General features: G+C 58.1%; 2 protein-coding genes. Both read right to left on the reverse strand.

All coding sequences use genetic code 11. From position 1 onward, the window contains the following. Positions 1 to 64 precede the first annotated feature (64 nt). The gene (locus V5J77_RS15770) at positions 65 to 8,389 is read right to left on the reverse strand and encodes an SDR family NAD(P)-dependent oxidoreductase (protein WP_338551793.1); all 8,325 of its coding nucleotides are present in this window, start codon (positions 8,387 to 8,389) and stop codon (positions 65 to 67) included. 93 nt (positions 8,390 to 8,482) lie between these two features. Beyond that, the gene (locus V5J77_RS15775; protein WP_338551794.1) at positions 8,483 to 24,025 is read right to left on the reverse strand and encodes an SDR family NAD(P)-dependent oxidoreductase; all 15,543 of its coding nucleotides are present in this window, start codon (positions 24,023 to 24,025) and stop codon (positions 8,483 to 8,485) included. Position 24,026 lies beyond the last annotated feature (1 nt).

Raw genomic sequence — 24,026 nt, forward strand, 5'->3', positions numbered from 1 at the left:
AACATGCCATCATTTACCATCTTATATCTAATACTAATCTCGCAACATTCATTTAGTCAAGAGATCAATTCGGAATTAGGGCGCTGCTGATTTTCAGAAGGGCTTCTTCGAGGGTGATCGCTTCGTCCATCATCTCGTCCAGAATCTGCTCATAGAACCCTTCGTCAAAACTTGACCCCTCCACCGCCCAGCATCTCTCACGGGCAAACGGATAAGTCGGTAGCGAGAGGCGATGCGGTCTCTCCGCACCATACAAAGAACCGTACTCCACACGAAGGCCCTTGACCCAGAGGTCGGCCAGCTTGGCAAGCTGGCCGCTCTGCCACCATTTCATCACGAGCTCCTGCATATCTTGATCCGCCGCGAACGATTGCGAGCTGTCTGTCGATCCTTTGACTTGACCGCGGAAAACCGCGCCAAGCGCCGGACGACCTTGCAGATAATCGGACAGCTTCTGCTGCAGGTTCTGTGCGGAGGTTGCCACCACGGCGAGCCGCTCTTCCATCACTTCGCGCCCCACCTGCAAAGTATAGGCCGTATCGACGAGCGTGTCATCCGTCACGACCTGTCTGTCGATCACCGCCTGCAGGCGCAGCACCTGCTCGTGCAAACGCTGCTCGTCTTTGGCTGACAGTACGAGCAGCGCCGGTCGGTGCTCCGCAATACGAGCAGCCGCTCGCGGTGCTGCATTCGGCACATGCTCCTCAATCACAAGATGAGCATTGGAACCTCCCGCTCCGAACGAGGAAATGCCAGCGATGCGCGGCACCTCGCGAAGCTCGCCGTCCACCTCCAGCAGCGGGCGCTTCCACTCCGTCAGCTCCCGCTGCACAAAGAACGGTGTCTGACCAAAGTCGATGTTCGGATTCAGCATGTCTGCGTGCAAAGAAGGCACTAGCTGGCGATGCTTCATCTGCAGCAGCACTTTGGTAAGGCCCGCGATGCCAGCCGCACTCTCGCAGTGCCCGATGTTCGATTTGACTGATCCGATCGCGCAAAATTGCGTGTCTGTCGTGTCTTCTTCGAAGGCTCTCATCAATCCGGCGATCTCGATCGGGTCGCCCAGCGTCGTTCCCGTGCCGTGCGCTTCCAAGTAAGAGAGGGAGCGCGGGTGAATGCCTGCCTTTTTGAACGCGCGCCCGATCACTCGAGCTTGCAGATTCGGATTCGGTACGGAGTAGCCATTGGTTTTTCCGCCGTGATTGACCGCCGTTCCCTTGATCACACCGTAGATTTGGTCACCATCCTCTAGCGCCGTGGCGAGCGGTTTGAGCAGTACAGCTCCGACGCCTTCACCCGGCACGTACCCGTCGCCCCCTTCACCAAAGCTTTCACAGCGTCCTTTGCTCGACGCGAACTTGCCTTGGCCGAGCATCAGGTACTTGTTCGGATGCAAGGACAGATTGACCCCGCCAGCGACAGCAAGCTTGCAATCGCCTTGCTCCAGACTCTGGCAGGCCAGATGAATGGCCGTGAGCGACGAGGAGCACATCGTATCAACCGCAAGACTCGGGCCATGCAAGTTGAAGAAATAGGACACGCGGTTGGCGATCGACGACGGGTTGCCGGACAAGGCCATCGGACGGCCCCGCAGCGTCTCCTCCGCTCCATAGAGCTGATACTCCGAGTACATCACCCCGACGTAGACTCCGACATTGCGCTCCTCGGCCGATTCCCCGCCCGACACGAGTGTGTCGCGAGTGTAGCCCGCATCCTCCATCGCCTCATACACGGACTGTAGGAACAAACGCTCTTGCGGGTCCATAATCTCAGCTTCCCGAGGTGCAATGTTGAAAAACAGCGGGTCGAACTTGTCGACATCGCACAAGAACCCGCCCCACTTGCTGTACGTGCTGCCACGCTTGCTGCGATCCGGGTCATAATACAGGCTGTGATCCCAGCGCTCCTTCGGAATCTCGGTAATCGAGTCCCGACCCTCGCGCAGGTTGTTCCAAAATGCCTCCAGATCATCTGCTTGCGGATAGCGCCCGGACAGCCCGATGATCGCGATGTCAAGCGCGCCGCTTTGCTTGACCTGCTCGTTGACCGCCGCGCGAACAGGCGTTAAAGCCTTCCGCACAGGCGCTGCCACCGAAACCGATGCACGCTCTGTCGGTCGCTCCTCAATCCCGAGCAGGTCGATTAGATGCGTACGGTGATTTTTCAAAAAGTACCCGGTCAGATCGCGAATGTTTTGGTACTCGAAAAACAGCGTCTTCGGCAACATACCGAAGGTTTTTTCCAATTGTTGGTTTAACTGCATCACCATGATTGAGTCAATGCCGTACACTTCCAGCGGCCTAGACGCTTCGATGCTCTCAGCCGGAACTCCCAGAACGGAGGACAGCTGCTTTTTGAAAAAATCGGCCGCTGCTCTCGCCAGATCCCCCTCTTCCTTGGCAGTCGGGCTCAGTGCTGTGGGAACCTGCTTGTCGGTCTCGCCTCTCAGCAGCTCAATCACCTGCTGAATCGTCGGCAGCTCCGAGAAGGTGCTCGGCGGCAGAACAAGACCGAACTCCTCGCTCAGACGATTGGCCAGCTCAATTACCAGAAACGCATCAATCCCGAAGTCGAACCACTCGGCCTCGACATCCAGTTCATCAGCTCTGACCTGTAGCAAGTCCGAGGCGATCTGCAGCACTCTGTCCTCCACATGGCTAGCCACGCTGTTAACCGGGCGGGCAGCAGGGGCGGCGAACAGCGGATGCAGCTTTTCCGTAATTCGGGCGAGGTCGCCTTGCACCACCATCACCTGATCGCACCCGCTGGCCAAGCCCTGATAGAGAGCCCGAATCCCGTTCTGGCTCTCCAGCGGGACCAGCTCCGTATGCTCTCTCATCCACTGTGCCGTCTCTGCATCCACCTGCATTCCGCCGTCTTGCCAAAGCGGCCAGTCGATTGCAAGCGTACGGCCTTGGCGTTGCCCGCGAGCGACCAGACGATTGCGCTCGGCAGCATAAGCATCCAAAAATCCGTTGGCCGCCGCATAATCGGCCTGCCCCGGATTGCCGAGGCAGCCGGCCACAGCGGAAAACAGCACGAAGAAGTCCAGCGGCAGCCCAATGCTCGAATGGTCGAGGTGGACCAAACCGCTCACTTTGGGAGCCAGCACCTCCTGCATCTCCTGCCCGGTTTTGCGGATGATGAAGTTGTCGCGGATCACGCCCGCTCCGTGCAGGATGCCTTGGAGGGTGCCATAGTGCACGCGGATCTCCTCAAACAGGCTGGCGACTTCCTTTTCCCGCGTCACATCGACCTGTCGGTACTCGATAAGCGCGCCGAGGTTTTTCAGCTCTTGCAGAGCCGCTTGCTGCCGCAGGCCCAAGGGGGAGCGGCCGATGAGGATTAGTCTCGGAGCCTTGACTTTGCTCGCAATCTCTTTGGCAAAAATCAGGCCGAGCCCTCCCGCACCTCCGGTCAGAAGGTAGACGCCGCCATCTCGCCACGGGATGTGGAACGTCTGCTGCGAGACTTCCGCCACGTCCCAATAAGCAACCCAGCGCTGGTCGTATCGGTAGCGGATGCAATCATCTTGCAGAGAATGACAATTTTCCAAAAGCTTACTTTCCAAATCGGTCGTGTTCTCAACCTCGATCAGTTGTGCAATCAGGTTCGGGTTCTCGCGGCGGGCGGTGCGAAGCAGTCCGACAAGGCCGCTGAAGACTTGACCTTCTCCGTCGGCGGGCACCACGACTTGCACCAGCACCTTGCCTTGTGGCTTGCTGCGCAAAAGGGTCTGGATCTCTTCGAACACGCGCACCGCATACGCTTGGTAGCGGCTTGCGATGTCTTGAAGATCCGATTGCAGCGCCTTAATCTGCCCACCGAGCACGAGAGGTGCAGTCAGCTCGCAGAGCAGCACCAGATGCTGCGACAGGGCAGGAGGGAGCGTCTTGTGAGCGATGCCCTGCTGCTTCCAGGCCGGCTGCAGCAAGTGTGCCCCCGGCTCGTGTCCCCCGGCTTCCTCTTCCAACACACGTGAGGTGTAGCCTTTCAAGCGCACGCGCACCTGACCATTTTCGTCACAAGCGTCCACGTCGAACTTCTGCACCTTGTCTTCCGCTCTGCTGCCTTCGCTGCGGCGCACCACGGCCCACATCGAGGGTGTACACGGGCCGTATATCTCGACTTCCTCCAACGCGAAGGGCACTTGCGGCTTGAATGATGCAGTGCCGAGCATTAGGCCAATCGCGGCCTGCAGCGCTGCGTCCATGAGGCTCGGATGCAAGACGTAGCGGCTCTCTGTGTCGGCCACACAATCGGGCAGCGACAACCTCGCCAGCACCTGCCCCTCCGCAATCGACAGGCTCTCGACCCCTCGGTGTGCCGGCCCATAGTTCAGCCCGGCTTGGCGGAAAAGCTCATACAACTCGGAAGCGCTGATTCGGTTCTGCGAGCAGACCGTCTGTAAAGTGGTGAGATCGACGGCAGGAGCATCTACCTTACCCAAGCGTCTCGCCCGGCCTTGGCTGTGTACGACAGTCCCTCGCCCGTCTCTGACTTCATAGGAAATCGCCTCGGCCTCCTCTGCCCGCAGCCCTACCTGAACCTCAACCGGCCCGTTCCCTGCGAGGATCGGGCTTACGAAGCCCACATGCTGCAAGCGCCATGAGCTGCCTTCTTCGCTCGCTCCTGCCGCCAGCTCTAGAGCTGCGCGGACCATTTCAAGATGGACCACGCCCGGCAAAATCCGCTGTCCGTTGATCACATGATCGGCAAGGAAGAATTCTTTTCCTGTAAAAATAGACGTATAACGCTGCTCTTCCAGCACCGAAATGTTTTCGTGAAGCAACGGATGGAGCATGCGAAAATTTATACCGCCTGCTTTCGCGACAGACTGTGCCGAATCCTCCGGCTTCCAATACCGCTCCTTGGCAAACGGATAGGTCGGCAGCGGGATGCGCGCATAAGGCAGCCCTTCAAACAGGCGTCCGTACTCCAGAGCATAGCCTTGTGCGTACATATCGGCCACGGCCGCGAGCTGTTCGAGCTGGTCTGCCCCTTGGGCACCATGGCAAAAGTTTTCGATGCACTGGCCGCCGTAGCGTTTGAGCGAGGGCTGCTCCCGAAGTTCATTCTCAAGCAATTCGCCATAAAACACCCCTGCGACTGTTCTCGTCTCCAGCCATTTTTGCAGCGACTTGACGAGTTCCGGCACATCGCGTACAACACAGGCCAAGCGGTGAGGCAGATGCCTGCGCCCGACGAGCAAAGTGTAGCTGATGTTGCCGCATTCCGCATTCGGTTCCTGCTCGCAGAAGGCGATCAGATTCTGCACCTGCTTGCGAAGCTGTTCGGCGGTGCGAGCGGACAGCACGATTAGATGCCCGGCTCTGTCAATCGGCTGCCGAACAGGCTCCGGCGGTTCCTCGATCACCATATGTGCGTTGGTGCCGCTGAACCCGAAGGCGCTGATTGCCGCTCGGCGCCTGCTCCCCGGCTCGATGCTCCAGTCCCGAAGCTTAGTATTCACATAAAACGGGCTGCCTTGATGCTCGATGTTTGCATTCCACGCATCAAAATGAAGCGAGGGCGGCAGCTGCTTGTGCTCCAGCGCAAGCAGAATTTTGAGCAACCCGGCGACCCCGGCCGCCGCAGCTGCGTGTCCGATGTTCGTTTTGATCGAACCGAGCGCGCAATATTCCTTGCGATTCGTGTAGGCGCGGAAGGCGCGAGTCAAGGCTTCGAACTCGATCGGATCGCCGAGCTTCGTTCCGGTGCCATGCGCTTCGACCAGTTGAATCTCCCCCGGGTTGATCCCATTCTTCTCGTAGACTTCGCGCTCTAGGCGCTCTTGCGAATTGGCGCTGGGAGCGGTGATCCCGTTCGTTGTGCCGTCCTGGTTGAGCGCCGAGCCTCGAATTATGCCATATATATGATCCCGGTCGGCGAGCGCGTCCTTCAGTCGTTTGAGGACGACGACCCCCACGCCTTCTCCCGGTACGAATCCGTTCGCTTGATCATCGAACGTATGACAGCGCCCTGTCGACGAGAGCATGCTCGCACGCTCTGCCGTCAAGTAGAAACGCGGCGAGCTCTGGATGAAAACGCCGCCGGCCAACGCCATGTCCGTTTCCCCCGACCGCAACCCTTGGCAAGCTAAGTGGATGGAGACAAGCGAGCTCGAACAAGCCGTATCGACCGCGACCGCCGGACCTTGAAGGTCTAGGAAATATGAAATACGCGCCGGGATCACTGAGGCGGCATTGCCCCACATTGCTTGTGCTGGCGCCTGTTCAACCATCGACTGCTGGTAGTCGCCTCCGTTGATCCCGACATACACCCCGCAGGAGGCCCCTTTCACCGCGTCGCCGGCATAACCAGCTACCTCGAGCGCTTTCCAACACTCTTCAAGGAAAATGCGCTGCTGCGGGTCCATGTACATCGCTTCAACGCCCGAGATGTGGAAGAACAGCGGATCGAAGCTATGTATGTCATCAAGGAATCCACCTTCGTTGCAGAAGCGTGTTCCCTCCGCATAATAAGAGCGAAGATCCCATCGCGTTACCGGTCCCACGAGATCGTCTCCGTTCGCCAGATGCTCCCACAGCTCTCCGAGGTCCCCCGACTTCGAAAAACGCCCGCTCATACCGACGATTGCAATCGCATTAATATTTCCGCCTTGTTCGGGGATCTTTTCCCCCGTATCTTCTCGACCGCCTTCTTGAGCACTTTCTCGATCACTTTCGCGATCCCCTTCTCTAGCCCCTTCTCTAGCGCCTTGCCAAACGACAGCTTGAGCTCTTGCCGTTTGCCCCCATGTTGCCGCCGATGCCATTGTATTTGCAATTGAAGGCTCATTTACGATTGCAGTCGCTAAGGTCGCCGACGATAGTTGAGGCTTGGCGGGAGCAAACGCTGCAGCAAGCGCTTCTTTGTATTGCCTGAGCATGTAAGTAGCGAGTTGGTTGACCGAGCTGTAATCGAACAGGTGCGTCGTCTTCAACCCGACCGACAGCTTGTCGTTCAAAGCTTGAACCAGATGAACACCCGTAATCGAATCCAGACCATAATCGGCAAACGATTTGTCGGAATCAATCCGATACCTGTCCACTTTTAACGAAGAGAAGAGCTGGTCCTTAATCGCATTCTTCACCTGTTCCTCGATCAGCGCTTCCATCACCTCGGATGCTGGAGCCGCGCCTGCTTCTCTCGACACAACGGGGACCTCCGTATTTGGCAACTTCGCTGCGGCGGGAGCCGCCACCTGCCCTTGCCTCTGTTTCTGTCGCACCACCCCGTCGCTTTCCGCCACGATGATCTGCTGACCGAAATCGTGCGCCTTTTGCGCTAGATGATTGATCGCGCGAAACCCTTCCGCTTTCAGCACCGAGGACCAGGCCTCCGAAGACAAGCCCGGGCAACCCGGCATGCGCAGCTCCGCATCCTCATACCGCCACCATCCATCGAGCAGGCCGAAGGTCAAGTGCGTGAACAGCGAATTGCGGTTCATCTCGTTGAGCAGCAAGAGGCCGTTTTTTGCTAGAACCGCCTTGGCATTACGCAAGGTCTGGCGAATGTTCTTGGTGGCATGCAGGCAGTTGGTCGCCAATACGAGGTCATACGCTCCCGCGTCCAGTTTCTGACCGGAGATCGGCTCCTCCACATTGAACACTCGATAGGTGAGATACGGAGCCTTCGGAGCATACTCTCGTTCGGCATGGAGCAAAAAAGCTTTGGAAATATCCGTGTAGCAATATTCTTCGACGTGCTGCTGATAAGGTTGCAGTTTGTCAAACACCATTGCGCTCGTCCCGCCGGTTCCGGCTCCGATCTCCAAGATGCGGATGCGCGCCGCCGGATCGTTTTTCAAACATTCCTGTAGGTAGAGGACCACCATGTCGGCCAATACTTCGTTGTAGCCGTCGGAGATTGCGTTTAATTTATACACGCCTTCCACCAGCTTCATCGAGGCATCAGGGAACAGAATGTCTGTCGCCGCCTGCTTGCCCGTAAGAATGTCCGGCAGTGCGCGCATCGTCGTCTCGACCAACACGACCTGCGCCTTGAGCTCCGCTTTTTCCAGCCAACGACATTTTCTAGTCTCCCACTCCTGCCAGAGCGTTTCCAACGATGCGTCGAAGCTAAGATACCCATAACGGGTCAAGAAGGCTAGGCTTTCTTCGTACCACTTGTTATATAAGTCGGCTACGAACATGCGAGCCGGGCTCTTGGCCGGATGCAGTCCCATTTCGCGCAGCTGCGCCCCGAGCAGACGACATAGGAGTTCATTCAGCTCCTCGCGATCACGGCTGCCTTCCCCCCAGACGCGAAGGAGGGTGGCATCATCAAACACGAACTCCTTGCGGATCTGTTTCACAATGGAGGGATGCTTATGCGGGTAGACGGTGATGATGTCTCCTGCTCTTTTGCCTAGATACCGGTTCATGATTTTGCCCCCTCAAGTCAGGTGATTTGCTTTCCTATCTTTTGCATAATAGAGAGCGCCCCCCTTCCAAAGCAGGAAGAGGGACGCTTTCATCTAATTCAAAATCTTCATCAGCGCCATCTGATCCATCGGACCTGCCAGCAGCGCCTCCAGCGCCTGCATGCCCTCAGGCGGCTCGATCGAGCCGATCCCCGCCTGAGTCATGCGTTCCTTATAGGCCGGAGCTGCGACGACCCCGACCGAGCCCCAGTAGCCCCAGTTCATCACTTTCACGGCACAAGGCCATTCCTGTGCGAGCCGATGCGCGAACGCATCGGTAAAGGTGCAGCCGGCCACATAGTTGCTTTGGCCTGCCGCTTTGAGAAATGCGTTCACCGAGGAGAAGATCAGCACGAAGTCGAGCGGTTCTTCGCCAAACACCTGCGCCATGCGGATACTGATATCTACCTTGGCTGCGAGCGAGGCGCGGAACTGATCCTCCACCATGTTGGCTAGGCTGCTGTCCGCCAGCACGATCGCGGAGTGTACGATCCCGTCTACCTGTCCGTAGCGGGCCTTGATCTCCTCATAGGCGCGCCCCAGCGACTGTCGATCCGTCGCATCCGCCGCGATGTAGTGAGGTGCAGGCCCCAGCTTGGACAGGGCGAACCGCTTGGCTTCAATGGCGGCATCCTGCAAGCGCCGGCCGATCCAGACGATCTGCGCCGCGTAAGTGTGGATCATGTACTCGCTCCAGACTTCGCCGATGCCGCCAGCTCCGCCGATCACCACATATACGCCGCCAGGCTTATAGATCGTCTGATCCGGCTGTGGGCAACTCAGCTCCACCAATTGCTGGCGATGCCATTGCCGACCTCGATAGACCCATGCATCCCCTTGCGGGTCTGCCGGGATTGTGAGCATGTCGGGCAGCGGCCATGCCTCCTCTACGTCCAGATCAACCAAGCGAATGTTCCAGTTTGGATACTCCTTGGCCATCGAGCCGATCAGGCCATGCAAGCCTGCGTGAACCGGGCTGACCGTCTCTTCCCGGTACAGAGCCTGCGTCTGCGTCGTCAGCACCGTCCAGCCAAGACTTCGAGCTCCGTACCCGAGCTCAAGCACCGCTTTGATTAGGCGGAAGGCAAACATAACCCCTTCATGCTGTCTGGTGATAACCTCCTCCAGCTCCAGCCCGTCAGAAGAACGGTCGGGCGCGATCCAGAAAATGTGATCAAGCGCACCGCGCGCCTGCAGCTTGCTGGCGATGTCCTCCACGCTCTCCCCCGGCTTGATGTCAAGCTCGCGCGCGTTCGGCAAATATTGCTGGATCGCTTGCTGCTGCTCCGGCGTGCCGCCTACGATGGCGATCTGATCGAGCGGGGATGGGTACAAGGGGCCTTGCTCCAAGGGAAGCGCATCCCAAACAGGCACCAGTGACAGTACCTCACCTTGCTCATCGTGTAGAACATTTGCTTCTGCACTCGAAGTTTGCGGTGCAAAGGAAGCCACTCCCTGATTCTCGATCAGCGGCTCCACCCAGCAGCGCTGCTTAGCGAACGGGTAGGTCGGCAGGGAGATGCGCCGCGGCCTGTTTTCTTCGTAGAGCTGGCTCCAGTTAAACGCCAATCCTTTGACCCACAGGTCGAGCAGCTTCGCATACTTGCGCTTGCTCACCCACGCCTCGATCGCCGCCTGCAAGTCTTCATCGGCCGCAAACAAGGACAGGGTTTCTTTGTTGCCTTTGAGCTGACCACGGTACAAGCCGTCAATATCATCCTCCCCATTCAGGAAGCCCGTCAGCTTTTCCACCAACTCCCCAACGCTCGAAGCCGTCAGGGCCAACCGCTCCTCCATCGCTTCTCGCCCGACCTGCAAGGTGTAGGCGATATCGACAAGGTCGGCTTCGGTGAACGCTTCCTCTTGCAAAACGGTCAGGAGATGCTTTGCCTTCTCGATAAGGCGAGGCTCTTCTTTGGCCGACAGCACAACGACCGCCGGGTTCTCTGCGGTCACCTTCCGCTGCACGTGAATCTCCGCTTTGGGAACGTATTCCTCCAGCAAGAGGCAGGCATTGGAACCACCCGCGCCAAAGCTGCTTACAGTTGCTCTCCTTGGCACTTCCCGCCCGTCGATCACAGGCCGCTTCCATTCCGCCAGCTCCTGCTGGACGATAAACGGCGTACGGTCAAAGTCGATGTGCGGGTTGAGCACGGCTGAATGCAGAGAAGGCACGAGCTGACGATGTTTCATTTGCAGCAGCACCTTCGTCAGACCGGCGATGCCCGCAGCGCTCTCCGAATGCCCGATGTTCGATTTCACCGAACCGATCGCGCATTTCTGGCCGCTGATACGTGATTGTTGGAACACCTTGGTAAGACCAGCGATCTCAATCGGGTCGCCTAGCGACGTTCCGGTGCCATGCGCTTCCACATAGGACAGCGTGCCCGGATCTATGCCGGCCTCTTTAAAGGCACGGCCGACCACGCTCGCCTGCGCGTTCGGATTCGGGACTGTATAGCCGTTGGTCTTGCCGCCGTGGTTGATGGCGGACGCTTTCAGCACGCCGTAGATCTGGTCTCCGTCTTCCAGCGCTTTGCCCAGCGGCTTGAGCAGCACAGCGCCCACGCCTTCGCCCGGCACATATCCGTCTCCGCCTTCGCCAAAGCTCTCGCAGCGCCCTTTGCTCGACGCGAAGTTGTTCTGCCCGAGCAGCAGGTACTTGTTCGGATGCAACGACACGTTGACGCCGCCGGCAATCGCCACCTCGCACCCACCATGCAGCAAGCTCTGGCATGCGAGATGAATCGCAGTCAAGGACGAAGAGCACATCGTATCGACCGCCAGGCTCGGCCCGTGCAGGTTCAAGAAGTAGGACACGCGATTGGCGATCGAAGACGGGTTGCCTGCAAGCGCCATCGGCTTGCCTAGCAGCGTCTGCTGCGCCCCGTACAGCTGATACTCTTCATACATTACGCCAACGAACACCCCGACATCGCCATCAAGCCCGTAGGAGCGGTGCTTGGCGAGCGCATCGCGGGTGTAGCCCGCATCGTCCATCGCTTCATAGACGGTCTGCAGGAACAACCGCTCTTGCGGGTCCATGAACTCCGCATCGCGAGGGGAGATGTTGAAGAACAGCGGATCGAATTTGTCTACATCTTGGAGGAAGCCGCCCCACTTGCTGTTCGTTTTGCCCGGTTTGCGCTTATCTGCGTCGTAATATAGGCTGTGATCCCAGCGATCAGCCGGAATCTCCGTAATCGAGTTCCGACCGTCGCGCAGGTTTTTCCAAAACTCGCTCAGGTTCTGCGCCTCCGGATAGCGGCCGGATACGCCGATGATCGCGATATCCAGCGGTTTTTCATTAGAAGTTCCTTCATCTGTAGGCTCGTTTGCACGCACCTTTAAAGCAGCTTGTACGAAACGGTCTCTCCCTCGCTTGCTGTGCACAGGCGCTTCCCGCTCTGCCATCGGCTCGGACGAGGCGAATGGCTCAGCGGCTGCCAAAGCAGACTGTTCTGTCGGCATCTCGACACCGAGCAGCTTTTTCAACGGCTCCAGATAGGTGTCGATGAAGTACCCGGTCAGATCTTCGATATTTTGATATTCGAAGAACAAGGTTTTCGGTAGCGAACCGAACGTTTTTTCCAGCTGGTTGGTCATCTGCATGACCATAATCGAATCGATGCCATAGTCCTCAAGCGGCGCATCCGCTTCGATGCGGGCCGTCGGCATCTTCAGGACGGTCGATAGCATTTTTTTGAAAAAGAGAATCGACTTGTCCCGCAGAATCTCTTCCGACACCGAAGACGTGCTCAGCGCAGAAGCCGATGCAGTCGGAACTGCCTTCTCTTGCGGCTGCTCCAGCAGGGAGGCCCGCAGCAGTCTCATGTCGCCGTGAAACACGACAACCTGATCATGTTCCACCGCAAGGCTCTGATACAGCGCCTGTACGCCGCTTAAGCTCGGCATCGCGGTCATGCCTAGCTGCTCTTGCAAGGCTCGCTTCGTCTCGGCATCCAAGCGCATACCTCCGTCCTGCCAGAGCGGCCAGTTGATCGACAGCGTGCAACCTTGGCGCTGCTTGGCTGCCACCAGCCCATTGCGATACTTCGCATATGCATCCAAGAAGGCATTCGCCATGCTGTAGTCCGCTTGGCCTGGATTGCCGAGCACACCGGCGATCGACGAGAAGGTGACGAAGAAATCGAGAGGCATGTCGCTGCTCGCTTGATCCAGATTAACCAAACCCGCCACTTTGGGAGCCAGCACTTCAGCCAGTTCGGCTTCCGTTTTCTTTAGAATGAAGTTGTCGCGAAGCACGCCGGCGCTATGAACGAGGCCGTCCAGCTTGCCGGAGTCGGCGCGGATGGCGTCAAAAAGGCGCACAACCTGCGCTCTGTCGGTCACATCCACACACTTGTACTCGATGCGAGCACCTGTCGCTTGCAGCTCCTGCATCGCGGCCTGCTGTGCCGTTCCAAGAACAGAACGACCAGTGAGATACAAGGTTGCGCCGCTGACTTGCTGCGCGATCTCCCGGGCCACAATCAGGCCGAGACCACCTGCACCGCCCGTGATTAAGTAAGTTCCACCATCTTTCCACGGGATGTGCGCCTCCTGCGAGGAGACCTTCGCTTCACTCCAGCCTGCCACCCAGCGCTTGCCATCTTGATAGCGAACGTGACGGTCTTCCAAGCGGTAGAGATTCTCTTGCAGGCGAGTGACCACTTCCCTCGCATCGGACGTACGCTCCAGCTCGATTAACTGCCCAAGCAGGTTCGGATTTTCTAGCGATGCCGTTCGCAGCAAAGCGGAAAGTCCTGCGCTCAAGCGATGCTCCGGCTCGGTGCTGACTGCGATTTGCACGAGCACTTGGCCTTTGGGCTTCTGCTGGAGCAGAGCTTTGATCTCTCGGAACGCTTGGGTCGCATGCGCTTCATAACGCGCCGCCGGATCGGATGTATCCGAGCGTAAAGCTTTGCAGCGAGCGTCGTGCACGTCTGCCTCCATGTCGCAGAGGAGCACCAAGCGCTGGCTGTAGCTCGGCTGTTGTGTCAGCTCGCCGACCGGCTGCTCCGTCCAGCTTGGCAGCAGCATCAGCGTTCCTTCCCGGCCGCGCCCATCCTCCAGTTGCCGTGCGGAATAGCCCTTGATGCGAACGCGGACTTCGCCTTCTGTGGTGCTGAGGGCAAGGTCGAATTTCTGCACTTTGTCCCCCGGACGACTGCTAGCATTGCGGCGCACGAGCACCCACATCTCCTCTGTGCACGAACCGAGGATGTCCACTTCCTCCAACGCGAACGGCAGAGCCGGACGCTTGATGTCGGCACTTCCGGACAGCAGAGCCAGCGTAACCTGCAAGGCCGAATCCATCAGACTCGGATGCAGCACAAACGAGGTTGCTTGCTCGACGGAAGCCGGCAGCACAAGACGGGCGAGCGCTTGATCCGTGCCCAGATCCACGCGCTCAACGCAGCGATGTGCCAGCCCGTATTCGATGCCAAGCGACTCAAACATCAAGTAGAACGAAGAGGCATCGAGCGTCTTAAGGGAGCACTGGGACTGCAAAGTTTCGAGGTCAAGGCTTTGTATGGCTTCAAATGACTTCCAAACCGCACGCCCTTGCGAGTGAATAATCGGCTCCTGACCTGCCTCCTCCTCGCGATAGACCTCAAACCCGATTTCGCCATCCGCTTCTGGGAACAGGCTCAGATGCACATCCAGCGGCCGCTCCCCGAGGAGAAGCGGGCTTGCCCAGATAATATGCTTCAGGCGCAGGCCGTCTTTTCCATCTTTCACAGAAGCGGCCGCCCGTTCAACAGCTTCGCGTGCCATCTCCAGATAAGCAACGCCTGGCAGCATGCGCTGGCCTTGCACAATATGGTCGGCCAAGAAGAACTCCTCCCCTGTGAAGGTCGAAGTAAATCGCTGCTCGGTCAGGTCGGACGTGTTGCGGTGAAGCATCGGGTGAAGCGCCATGTTCCTCGCGTGGGACGAACGGCGCCCGCTGTCTGCCATCTCCTTCTCCTTGGACATCCAGTAGCGCTCTTTGGCGAACGGATAGGCAGGCAGGCTAATGCGCTGCGGAGCGGGTTGATACAGCTTGTCCCAATCAATGCTGCCACCAAGAACCCAATGTTCGGCGAGCTTGGCGTGCTGATGATTCTGGATCCAATTGCTCGTATCAGATGCAAGGTTACCGAGGCTCGATTTGTCCTTGCCGCGCCTGACCTGACCACGGTAAAGACCGGAGATGCTTTCCTGCCCTTGCACGTACGCTTCCAAACGATCTGTCAGCTCCTGCAAGGATCGGACCACGAGAGCCATCCGCTCCTCCATCTTGTCGCGTCCCACCTGCAACGTATAGGCCGCGGACGCCAGATCGGCGTCCGTGATGCGTCCTTCCGCCACGAAGGCTAGCAGCTGGCGGATCTTTTCCTGCAGACGCTCCTCATTTTTCGCAGACAACACAACGATTACCGGCTGCTCCGGCTCTGTATCTTTGGTCTGACGTGCTCCGCTCGGGATATATTCCTCAATCACCAAATGCGCGTTCGATCCGCCAGCGCCAAATGACGAGATCCCGGCGATGCGCGGATATTCTCGACGAACCCCATCCAGTTCCAGAACCGGACGCGGCCACTCTCCCAATTCCTGCTGCACGACAAACGGCGTCTTGCCGAAATTGATGTTCGGGTTCAGCGTCTTGGCGTGCAGGGTCGGCGCGATCTGTCCATGCATCATCTGCAGCAACACTTTTGTCACCCCTGCGATGCCTGAAGCACTCTCGCAATGGCCGATGTTCGACTTGACCGAGCCGATTGCGCAGAACTGCTTGTCCTCCGTTCCTTTTTCAAATGCTTTGGTCAGGCCAGTAATCTCGATCGGGTCTCCCAGCGACGTGCCGGTTCCATGTGCTTCGAGATACGATATCGTCCGCGGGTGAACGCCCGCACGCTGCAAAGCATCTGCGATGACGCGAGACTGCGCGTTCGGGTTCGGCACCGTGTAGCCGTTGGTTTTGCCGCCAGCGTTAACCATGCTGCCTTTGATGACGCCATAAATATGGTCGCCGTCTGCTATCGCCTTGTGCAGCGGCTTCAGTAAGATCGCCCCAACACCCTCTCCGTCGACAAAGCCGTCTGCCCCATCGCCGAACGCCTTGCACGCATCTGTCGCCGAGAGCATCGTCATCGCCGAGAGCCGCACATAGTGCGCCGGATCAGAGATCAGGTTGACCCCGCCTGCGATTGCACTATCGCTCGTGCCGCTGTACAAGCTCTCCAAGGCGAGATGAATCGCCGTCAAAGAGGACGAGCAAGCCGTATCCACATTGATGCTCGGCCCTTGGAAGTTAAAGAGATAGGAGACGTGGTTCGCCAGCGACCAGAAGTTTGCACCCGTCGGGTAAAAAGCGTTCATGATCCCGGCGAACACCCCGACCTTGCCACTCTCCGCCAGATTGCCCGGTGTATACCCCGCGTCTTCGATACTCGCGTATACCGTCTCTATGAACAGCCGCTCCTGCGGGTCCATCTTCTCCGCTTCGGCAGGGGAGATCTGGAAGAACAAGGGATCGAACTTGTCGATGTCCTTCAGGAACGCTCCCCATCGGGTATACATCGTCCCCGCTTTTCCTTTTTCCGGGTCAAAATAGTCCTGCCAGTTCCAGCGTTCTTGCGGAATCTCGCCCACGCTGCTGCGGCCTTGCTTCAGATTGTTCCAGAAGCTGTTCACATCATCAGCGCCCGGATAGCGTCCCGCCAGACCTACGATCGCAATGTCATGCAGGCGCATCGGCGCCTCTTCAGCTCTAACTTCGCGGAAGACAGGCGCCTCTACCTGCCGCTGTAGATAGCGCTTGGAGGACGTGCGAAAGGTCAGGTTCGTGCGTGTTTGCTCCGCCTGTGCAAACACGGATGCCTCCATATGCGGCGTCTGCTGCACCTCCGTCTGCCCGGCCAGCCCGAGCTTTGCAACAAGCACCTCGTGCTGCGTATCGACCAGATAATTGGCCAGCGAGTCTAAAGTTTGGTATTCAAAAAACAGCGTACTGTTGAAATGCTCCCCGATCCCTTCGCGCAACGCATTGGTCAGCTGCACGACAATAATCGAATCGATGCCATACTCCTCCAGCGATTCGGCTGGGTCGATCTGGTCACTCGGAATTTTCAGCGTGTCACCGACCACATTTTGCAGGTAAGCGATGACGTTTTCACGCAGGCGTTCTTTCGTAACCGGAGCCTTCGTGGCAAGAGCCCGCGCGAGCGGCGCGACGAATGCCGACTCCGTAGCCGCAATCGGTTCTGCTTTCAACGGTTCGGGGTCGAAGCCGATCGCCTTCTGCAATACATCCTTATGCGCCTTAACAAAGTAGTCGGCCAACTCACCGAGCGTCTGATATTCAAAGAACAAGGTGCTGCTGATCTCCCCAAACAACTCGCGCAGAGCATTGGTCAGTTGCACGACGAGTATCGAGTCGATGCCGTACTCCTCCAACGCTTCCGTCTCGTCGATTTTGCACACCGGAATCTTCAACGTGTCGCTGACGAGCTCTTTCAGATACGTCACGCTCTTCTCGCGCAGAGATTGAGGAGAAGGCGCGTCGTTTGTAGCCTGCACAGGGGATGGCTTAATCGCTACCGCTTGCGATTTTGCTGCTTGCGGCTTAGTCGCTTGCTTAGCCACCGACTTGCTTTTCCTCGCTGCCTGCTTCTGGCGAACGACGCCGTCGCTCATGGCGACGACAATTTGCTGGCCAAGCTCATGCGCCTGCTCTGCCGGATGAAGCACGCTGGAGAAGCCTTCGCTCACCAGCACCTTGCCCCAGACCTCCGGGAACAGTCCCGGGTTGCCCGGAATACGCAGCTGTGCATCTTCGTAGAGCCACCAGCCTTCGAGCAGGCCGAATGTCAGATGCGTGAACAGCGCATTTTGCGAAATCTCGTTCAGAAAAAGAAGACCGTTCGGTCGAAGCACGGCTTTGGCGTTGCGAATGGTCTGCCGGATGTTCTTGGTCGCATGCAGAACATTGGTCGCGATGACAAGGTCGTAGGTCCCCGCTTCAATATCCTGTCCGGCGAGCGGGGCTTCGACGTTGAAGATCCTCGTTGCGAGATAAGGAGTGTCAGCCCTGTACTCACGCTCTGCATGGAGCAGAAACGCACGCGAGATGTCGGTGTAGCAGTACTCCGCAATGCGCTCCTGATACGGCCGCAGCTTGCGGAAGACCATCGCACTCGTGCCTCCCGTGCCGGCTCCGATCTCCAGAATGCGCAGCGAGACGGCCGGATCGTCTGTCATTCGTTCTTGTAGATAGGTCACCACCGAGTCGGCTAGCACTTCGTTGAAATAGTCGGAAATCTGGTTGTTCTTATAGACCCCCTCCACCAGCGCCATCGAGGAGTTGGGGAATATGATCTCCGTCGCCGGCACGCGGCCGGTCAAAATATCCGGCAAGGCGCGCAAGGTGGCCTCAACGAGCAGCACCTGTGCTTTCAGGTTCGGGTTGGCGAGCCAGTACGGCTTATTCGCTTCCCATTCCTGCCAGAGTGCCTGCGCCGATGTATCGAACTTGAGCGCAGGATCGCGCTCCAGAACAGCAACGCTCTCCGTCAGCCATTTGTGGTAAAATCCACGCACCGCATTTCCATCCTGCAATTGCGGCGCTTGAAGCTGCGCACCGAGCAAACGAACTAGCAGCTTCTCCATGTCCGACTTGTCCAAGCTCTCGTCCACCTTCATGCGCTCCACGCGACTGTTCTGATTTGGCAGCCGCTTTTGCAGCGAATCTGCAAGCGCAGACAGAACGTCCGTCCCGATCTGTATCGTCTCGGTCGCGTTCACCCCTTCGACCTGTACAGCCTTGGTGGTTTTCATCAGCCCAAATTGGGCGATCGGGCGTGTTAACAACGTCTCCAGAGCTTCCATCGCTTCCTTCGGTTCGACAAATCCGATACCGACCTGCGACAACAGCTCCCCTTCTTTGGAATGCACGATCTCCTCGGCGTTCCAGTAGCCCCAGTTCATCACCTTTACGCGGCAAGACATCTCGTTGGCCATCTGGTGGGCAAAGGCATCCATGAACGTGCAACCAGCCGCATAGTGGCTCTGGCTCGCGTTTTTGATGAACGAGATAATTGAAGAGAAGAACAGGACAAAATCAAGCGGCTCGTCGCGGAACACCTGAGCCATGCGTAAAGAGACATCCGCCTTCGCCGAAAATCCGGTGCGGAATTGCTCCTCCTCCATGCGATCCAGCGCTGCGTCCTGCAACACCATCGCCGAGTGGATAATCCCGTCAATTCGGCCATACCGATGCTTGATCTCGTCACGCGCCTGCTGAAGCGAAGCCGCATCGCTCGCATCGGCGGCCACATAGTGCGGGGCCTTGCCATGCCGTCCAAGGGCTTCGAGCTTAGCTCGAATGGAGGCATCGGGTTGACGGCGACCGATCCAGACGACCTGCGCCTCGTAGCGGCGGATCATGTACTCAGTCCATGCTTCTCCGATCCGTCCGGCCCCACCAATTATCAAATACACGCCGCCCTGTCGGTATAGCGTGCCGTCAGCACGCCCCGCTTGGAGCGAGACGAGCTGCTGGCGATACCATTCACCGCCTCGATAGACCCAAGAGCGACCGCGGCGATCCGGCGGAAGCTGCAGCAATTCAACCAACGGCCAGACGCCCGCTTCGAGATCGACGAGGCGAATTTTCCAGCGCGGGTACTCCTTCGCCAGAGAACCGACGAAGCCATGTAAGCTGGCGTGAGTTGGGTTGACCTGCTCCTGTGCGTGTAGAGGCTGGACCTGCGTCGTGAGTACCGTTAAGCCCAGCGGGCGGGATTCGTATCCCGCTTGCAAAAGAGCTTTAATCGTGCGGAAAAGCAGCAGCACGCCTTCTTCTTGCTCCATGACCAGCGCCTCGCTAGTCACCGAGGAGATAGCGCGCTGCGGAGCGATCCAGAAAATGTGGTCGAAGCTGCCTAGACGCTGCAGTTTGCCTCCAATCTCTGCGATGGAATCGCTCGGACGCAGGTCAAGCGATTCCACTTTCGAAAGGAGCAAGCACACGGAACGCTGCTGCTCCGAAGTACCTCCGACTACCAGCACGCGTTCCGCTGAAGCCGGGAAAGGCGGCACGCGTTCCGGCGTGACGACATCCCATACTGGTGCCAAGGCCAAGTTGCCGACCAACGGGTCGTTTGTGCCAGCCTGGTCGGACGGCGTTGTCGCATCCAGCGCACGGTATGTAAAGCCTTCGAATCGAACCGAAACGCGGCCTGCCTCGTCGCAAAGATCGATGTCGAGCTTCTCCACCGCGCCGCCTGCATGGCTGCCTTCACTGTAGCGAAGCACTGCCCACATCTCAGAGGTGCAGGCTTGGTAGACCTTCAGCTTTTGCAGCACGAACGGCAAAATCGGATTCGGCGAGAGGTCTCCGCCTGCGCCGAGCAGAAAGCCTACCGACGCCTGCAGCGCAGAATCCATCAGGCTCGGATGCAGAACATATCGGCGGGCGGATGCTGTAAGCGCGGACGGCAGAGCAAGTCGAGCCAGTACGAGACCTGCGCCGACATAGAGCTCTTGAATACCCCGATGACCTTCCCCGTACTCGATGCCCATCAACGAGAAGGCTTCATAGCAGGCTACCGATGTCAGCACCTGTGCGGACGCTTGCTTCTGGAACGAGACAAGATCGACCGTCGGAGGAGCCGTGAGAGAAGCGAGGAACGCGCGGCCTTCGCTATGCACCACAGGTTCTGAGTCCTGCCCCACTGTGTAGATCTCATACGCGACCTCGCCATTCTCTTCCGGGAACAATCCAATGTGCACCTGCACAGGCTGCTCTCCTAACGTAATCGGGCGAACCCATGCAACATTGTGCAGTTGCACCTCGCTCGACCCTTCGACCAGCCTGCCGACCGCATGCTCGACTGCGGCCCGCGCCATCTCCAAATATGCCACGCCCGGCAGGACTCGATTGCCCTGCACCCGATGATCGTTCAAGAAGAACTCCTCTCCAGTAAAGGTCGACGTGAAGCGCTGTTCGGCAAAATCGGACGTGTTCTGATGCAGCAGCGGGTGAAGCGCGCTCGGCGCATCCGCCTTTTCGAACACGACCTTTTCCGTCGCTCTGTTCGGAGCTTTGGGAATCCAATAGCGCTCCTTGGCAAACGGGTAGGTCGGCAGACTGATGCGCTGCGGACGCCCTTGACGGTAGAGGCGATTCCAGTCGATCTCCACGCCTTTAACCCAGAGATCTGCCAGCTTGTCAAGCTTGCCTTTGGCGATCCAACGGTTCAGGAGCTCCCGGGAGTCCTCGTCTGTGCTGAAAAGCGCAACCGTCTCTTTACTGTGCTTGACGGAGCCGCGATGCACGCCCGCCTGCCTGTCCGGGTCTGCCAGATACGCATCAAGCTTTTGTGTCAGCTCCGAGAGGTCGCTGACGACAAAGGCCATGCGCTCCTCCATCGCCTCCCGACCGACTTGCAGCGTATAGGCAAGGTTGATCAGGTTGAGCGGTTGAAGAGCCTCCTCTGCCAGTGTGACAGACTCTTGATGCAGGTCGGCCGCAGCCGTTTCCCGAATCGCTCCCTCAGACCCAGCCATGTAGGCCACCGCCGCCGCGATCGAATCTTGCTCCAGCAGCTCTTTAGGATCGACCTCCAGTTGGAATTCCGTTTGCAGACGCTCGCTCAGTTTGGCGAGGTGAATCGGTTCAATCCCATATTCGCTCCACTCGACATCCGCTTCCAACGCGTCTGCCCTCACGTGAATCAGATCCGCGAGCATCTCCCGGATCACCGCCTCCAATCGCAGTTCCATCCCTTGCACTTGCACAGGCTCCATAGCTTGCACAGCCACCCGCACCGGATTCTGACGCTGCGCTTGCTCGTTCTTGTTCAGAGCCGCTAGCAAGCGGCCCGCATAGGCGACCAGGCGCTCTTTGTTTTTCGCGGACAGGAGAACTAGCGCAGCACCCTGACCCTCCGTGCTCGTCACCGATTGCGACGGGATGTATTCCTCCAAAATCACGTGTGCGTTCGAGCCGTACGCCCCGAACGAGCTCAGCCCGGCACGACGCGGGTATTCGACCCGCTCACCGTTTTCGATAAGCGTCGGACGCTGCCACTCTTCCGTCACATGCTGGACGTAAAAAGGTGAATTTTCCAGATCAATATATTGGTTGAGCTCCACCGAATGCAGCGACGGCACAAGCTTTTTGTGATGCAGCTGCAGGGCAACTTTGTGCAAACCGCTGATGCCAGCCGCCGATTCGCCGTGGCCGATATTAGACTTGACCGAACCAATCGAGCAGTATTGCTTGCCTGGCGTAAAGTGTCGGAACGCCTTGACCAGCCCCTGAATCTCGATCGGGTCGCCAAGCGATGTGCCGGTGCCGTGCGCTTCCATATACGAGATCGTACGTGGATTGATACCCGTTTTTTCCAAACATGCCTGAATCATGTCCGCCTGCGCCACCGGGCTCGGGACGGTAATCCCGCTCACCGCACCCACATGGTTGGTCGTGCTACCTTTGACCACCGCATAAATGTGGTCATTGTCTGCAATCGCCTTGCTCAGCGGCTTAAGCAGCACCGCTCCGACGCCTTCGCCCGACACATACCCGTCGCCGCCCTTGCCGAACGTGTGGCAGTACCCGTCGCTGGAATGCATGTCCATCATGCCATACGTCATGTACTTGTTCGGATGCAGGGACAGGTTTACCCCGCCGGCCAGCGCCACTTCACACTCGCCGCGCTTGATGCTCTCCAGCGCCAGATGAACGGCAATCAGCGAAGACGAGCAGACGGTGTCGATCGCCATGCTCGGTCCGTGAAAATTGCAAAAATACGACACGCGGTTCGCGATCGACGCATAGCTAAGCGACAAAGGCTGCGGCTGTCCGTCGCGCACCGCTTCGGCTTGAATCAACGTGTAATCCTTGTGCATCACCCCGACGAACACGCCGACATTACGACGCTTGTTCGGTCCTTTTGGCGTCACCACTGTCTTCGGGGTGTAGCCGGCGTCTTCCACCGCTTCCCAGCAGGTTTCCAGGAACAAGCGCTCCTGCGGGTCAATCGTCTCCGCTTCCCGTGGCGAAATGCGGAAGAATTGCGGGTCGAAGCGATCCGGATCATGGATAAAACCGCCCCACCGCGACATCGACTTACCGGACGGAGACTTGACGCCCTCCAGCCGCTCCCGCTCCCAGCGCGACTGCGGAACCTCCGTGATACAGTCTTTTCCAGCCAGAAGATTTTCCCAGAACTCGTGAAGGTCGCGCGATTGCGGATACTTGCCGGACATCCCGATGATCGCAATGTCCTCTCCCGCATCCGGCACGCTATAGCTGTTGGTCACTGGCAGTTCGCGCTCCGCTTCGTACAGCTCGTCCGCAGTCCCGCTCCACCCTGTCTGATTCGCTCCGCTTGCACTGCTGCCAAAGCGATCCGCATGATGCTCAGCAAGGTACTCGGCCAGCTCCATGATCGTCGTGTACTCAAACAGCAGCGTCGGCATGAGCTGCGTTTCGAGCTTGCCGCCAATCGCCGTCACGACCTCCAGCAGCATCGAAGAGTCAAGGCCAATCTCGTAGTATCCGACGTCTGTCGCCACTTGCTCTTCCGGGCTTCGCAGCTTTTCTGCGATCAAACGGCGCAGGAATGAGGATGCCTCCTCGGCCCCCGAAACGCCTCCCGAGGCATGAGTAGGAGCTGAGACTAGTACGGAAGGTCGGGAATGTGGTTTCGATTTTGGCTTTGGCATCGGCTTCGGCTGTTCTTCCACAGCTGCCTCCGCCTTGCGGGCCGATTTGATCAGCCCCTCCCCACGCACAAGCTTGCCCTTGTAATTGAGCAGTTCTGCGATCTTCTTTCCGTTCGTGTCAAAAAACTCCATCGTCAGACAATTGAGCTCTTTCCTCCGCTCAACCGGCTTGGCGATACGCGTCCAGCATTTCGCTCCGAGGAGTGCGGCGGCGCGAAATTTTTCATAAAATAGCGGCAGGAACAGCCGCTGCTCCTCCTCGTTCGTGTTGTCGAACAAAACACCGGTGCCAACTCCGCTGCCATCAATCAGCGTCGGGTGGAACATGAAGCCCTCAGCACTGCGGAGCGCCTCGTCCCCCAGCGCGATCTCGATGTAAGACGCCCCTTTCTCACCCTCATAGACCACGCCGTCCGCCAGCATGAACCCGGTATGCACGAGCTCTTGGCGGCGGCACTTGGCATAAAACGAATCAAGCGTTGCCAAGCTCGCGGCCGTCTGTTTAATTCGGTTAATATTAATAACCTCGTCGAACGTCAGCGTATCGACCAGATGCATCTCCGCCGTGATGTGCAGCTTGCGCTCCGAGGACAAAACCCCCTTGCGCTGCTCCCGCCCTTCCACGCGAATGTGCCAGCGGCCCGCTTCCGTCTCGTCGCACTGAATGCGGAGCAGGACGTTCAGATCCTGCCCCACGACCAGCGGGTTATAAATGGAAAGATTGAGAAGCTCCAGCTGTGCGAAATCATAGCCCCTCTCTCGAAACAGCTGATAGAGCAGATCGATGTACGCAAATCCAGGAAACAGCTCTTGACCGTAGGCCTTGTGATGCTTGACGACCGGATGATCCTTGCCGATTATAATTTGATCTTCCATG

It is taken from the genome of Paenibacillus sp. KS-LC4, from assembly GCF_036894955.1.
Taxonomy (GTDB): domain Bacteria; phylum Bacillota; class Bacilli; order Paenibacillales; family Paenibacillaceae; genus Pristimantibacillus.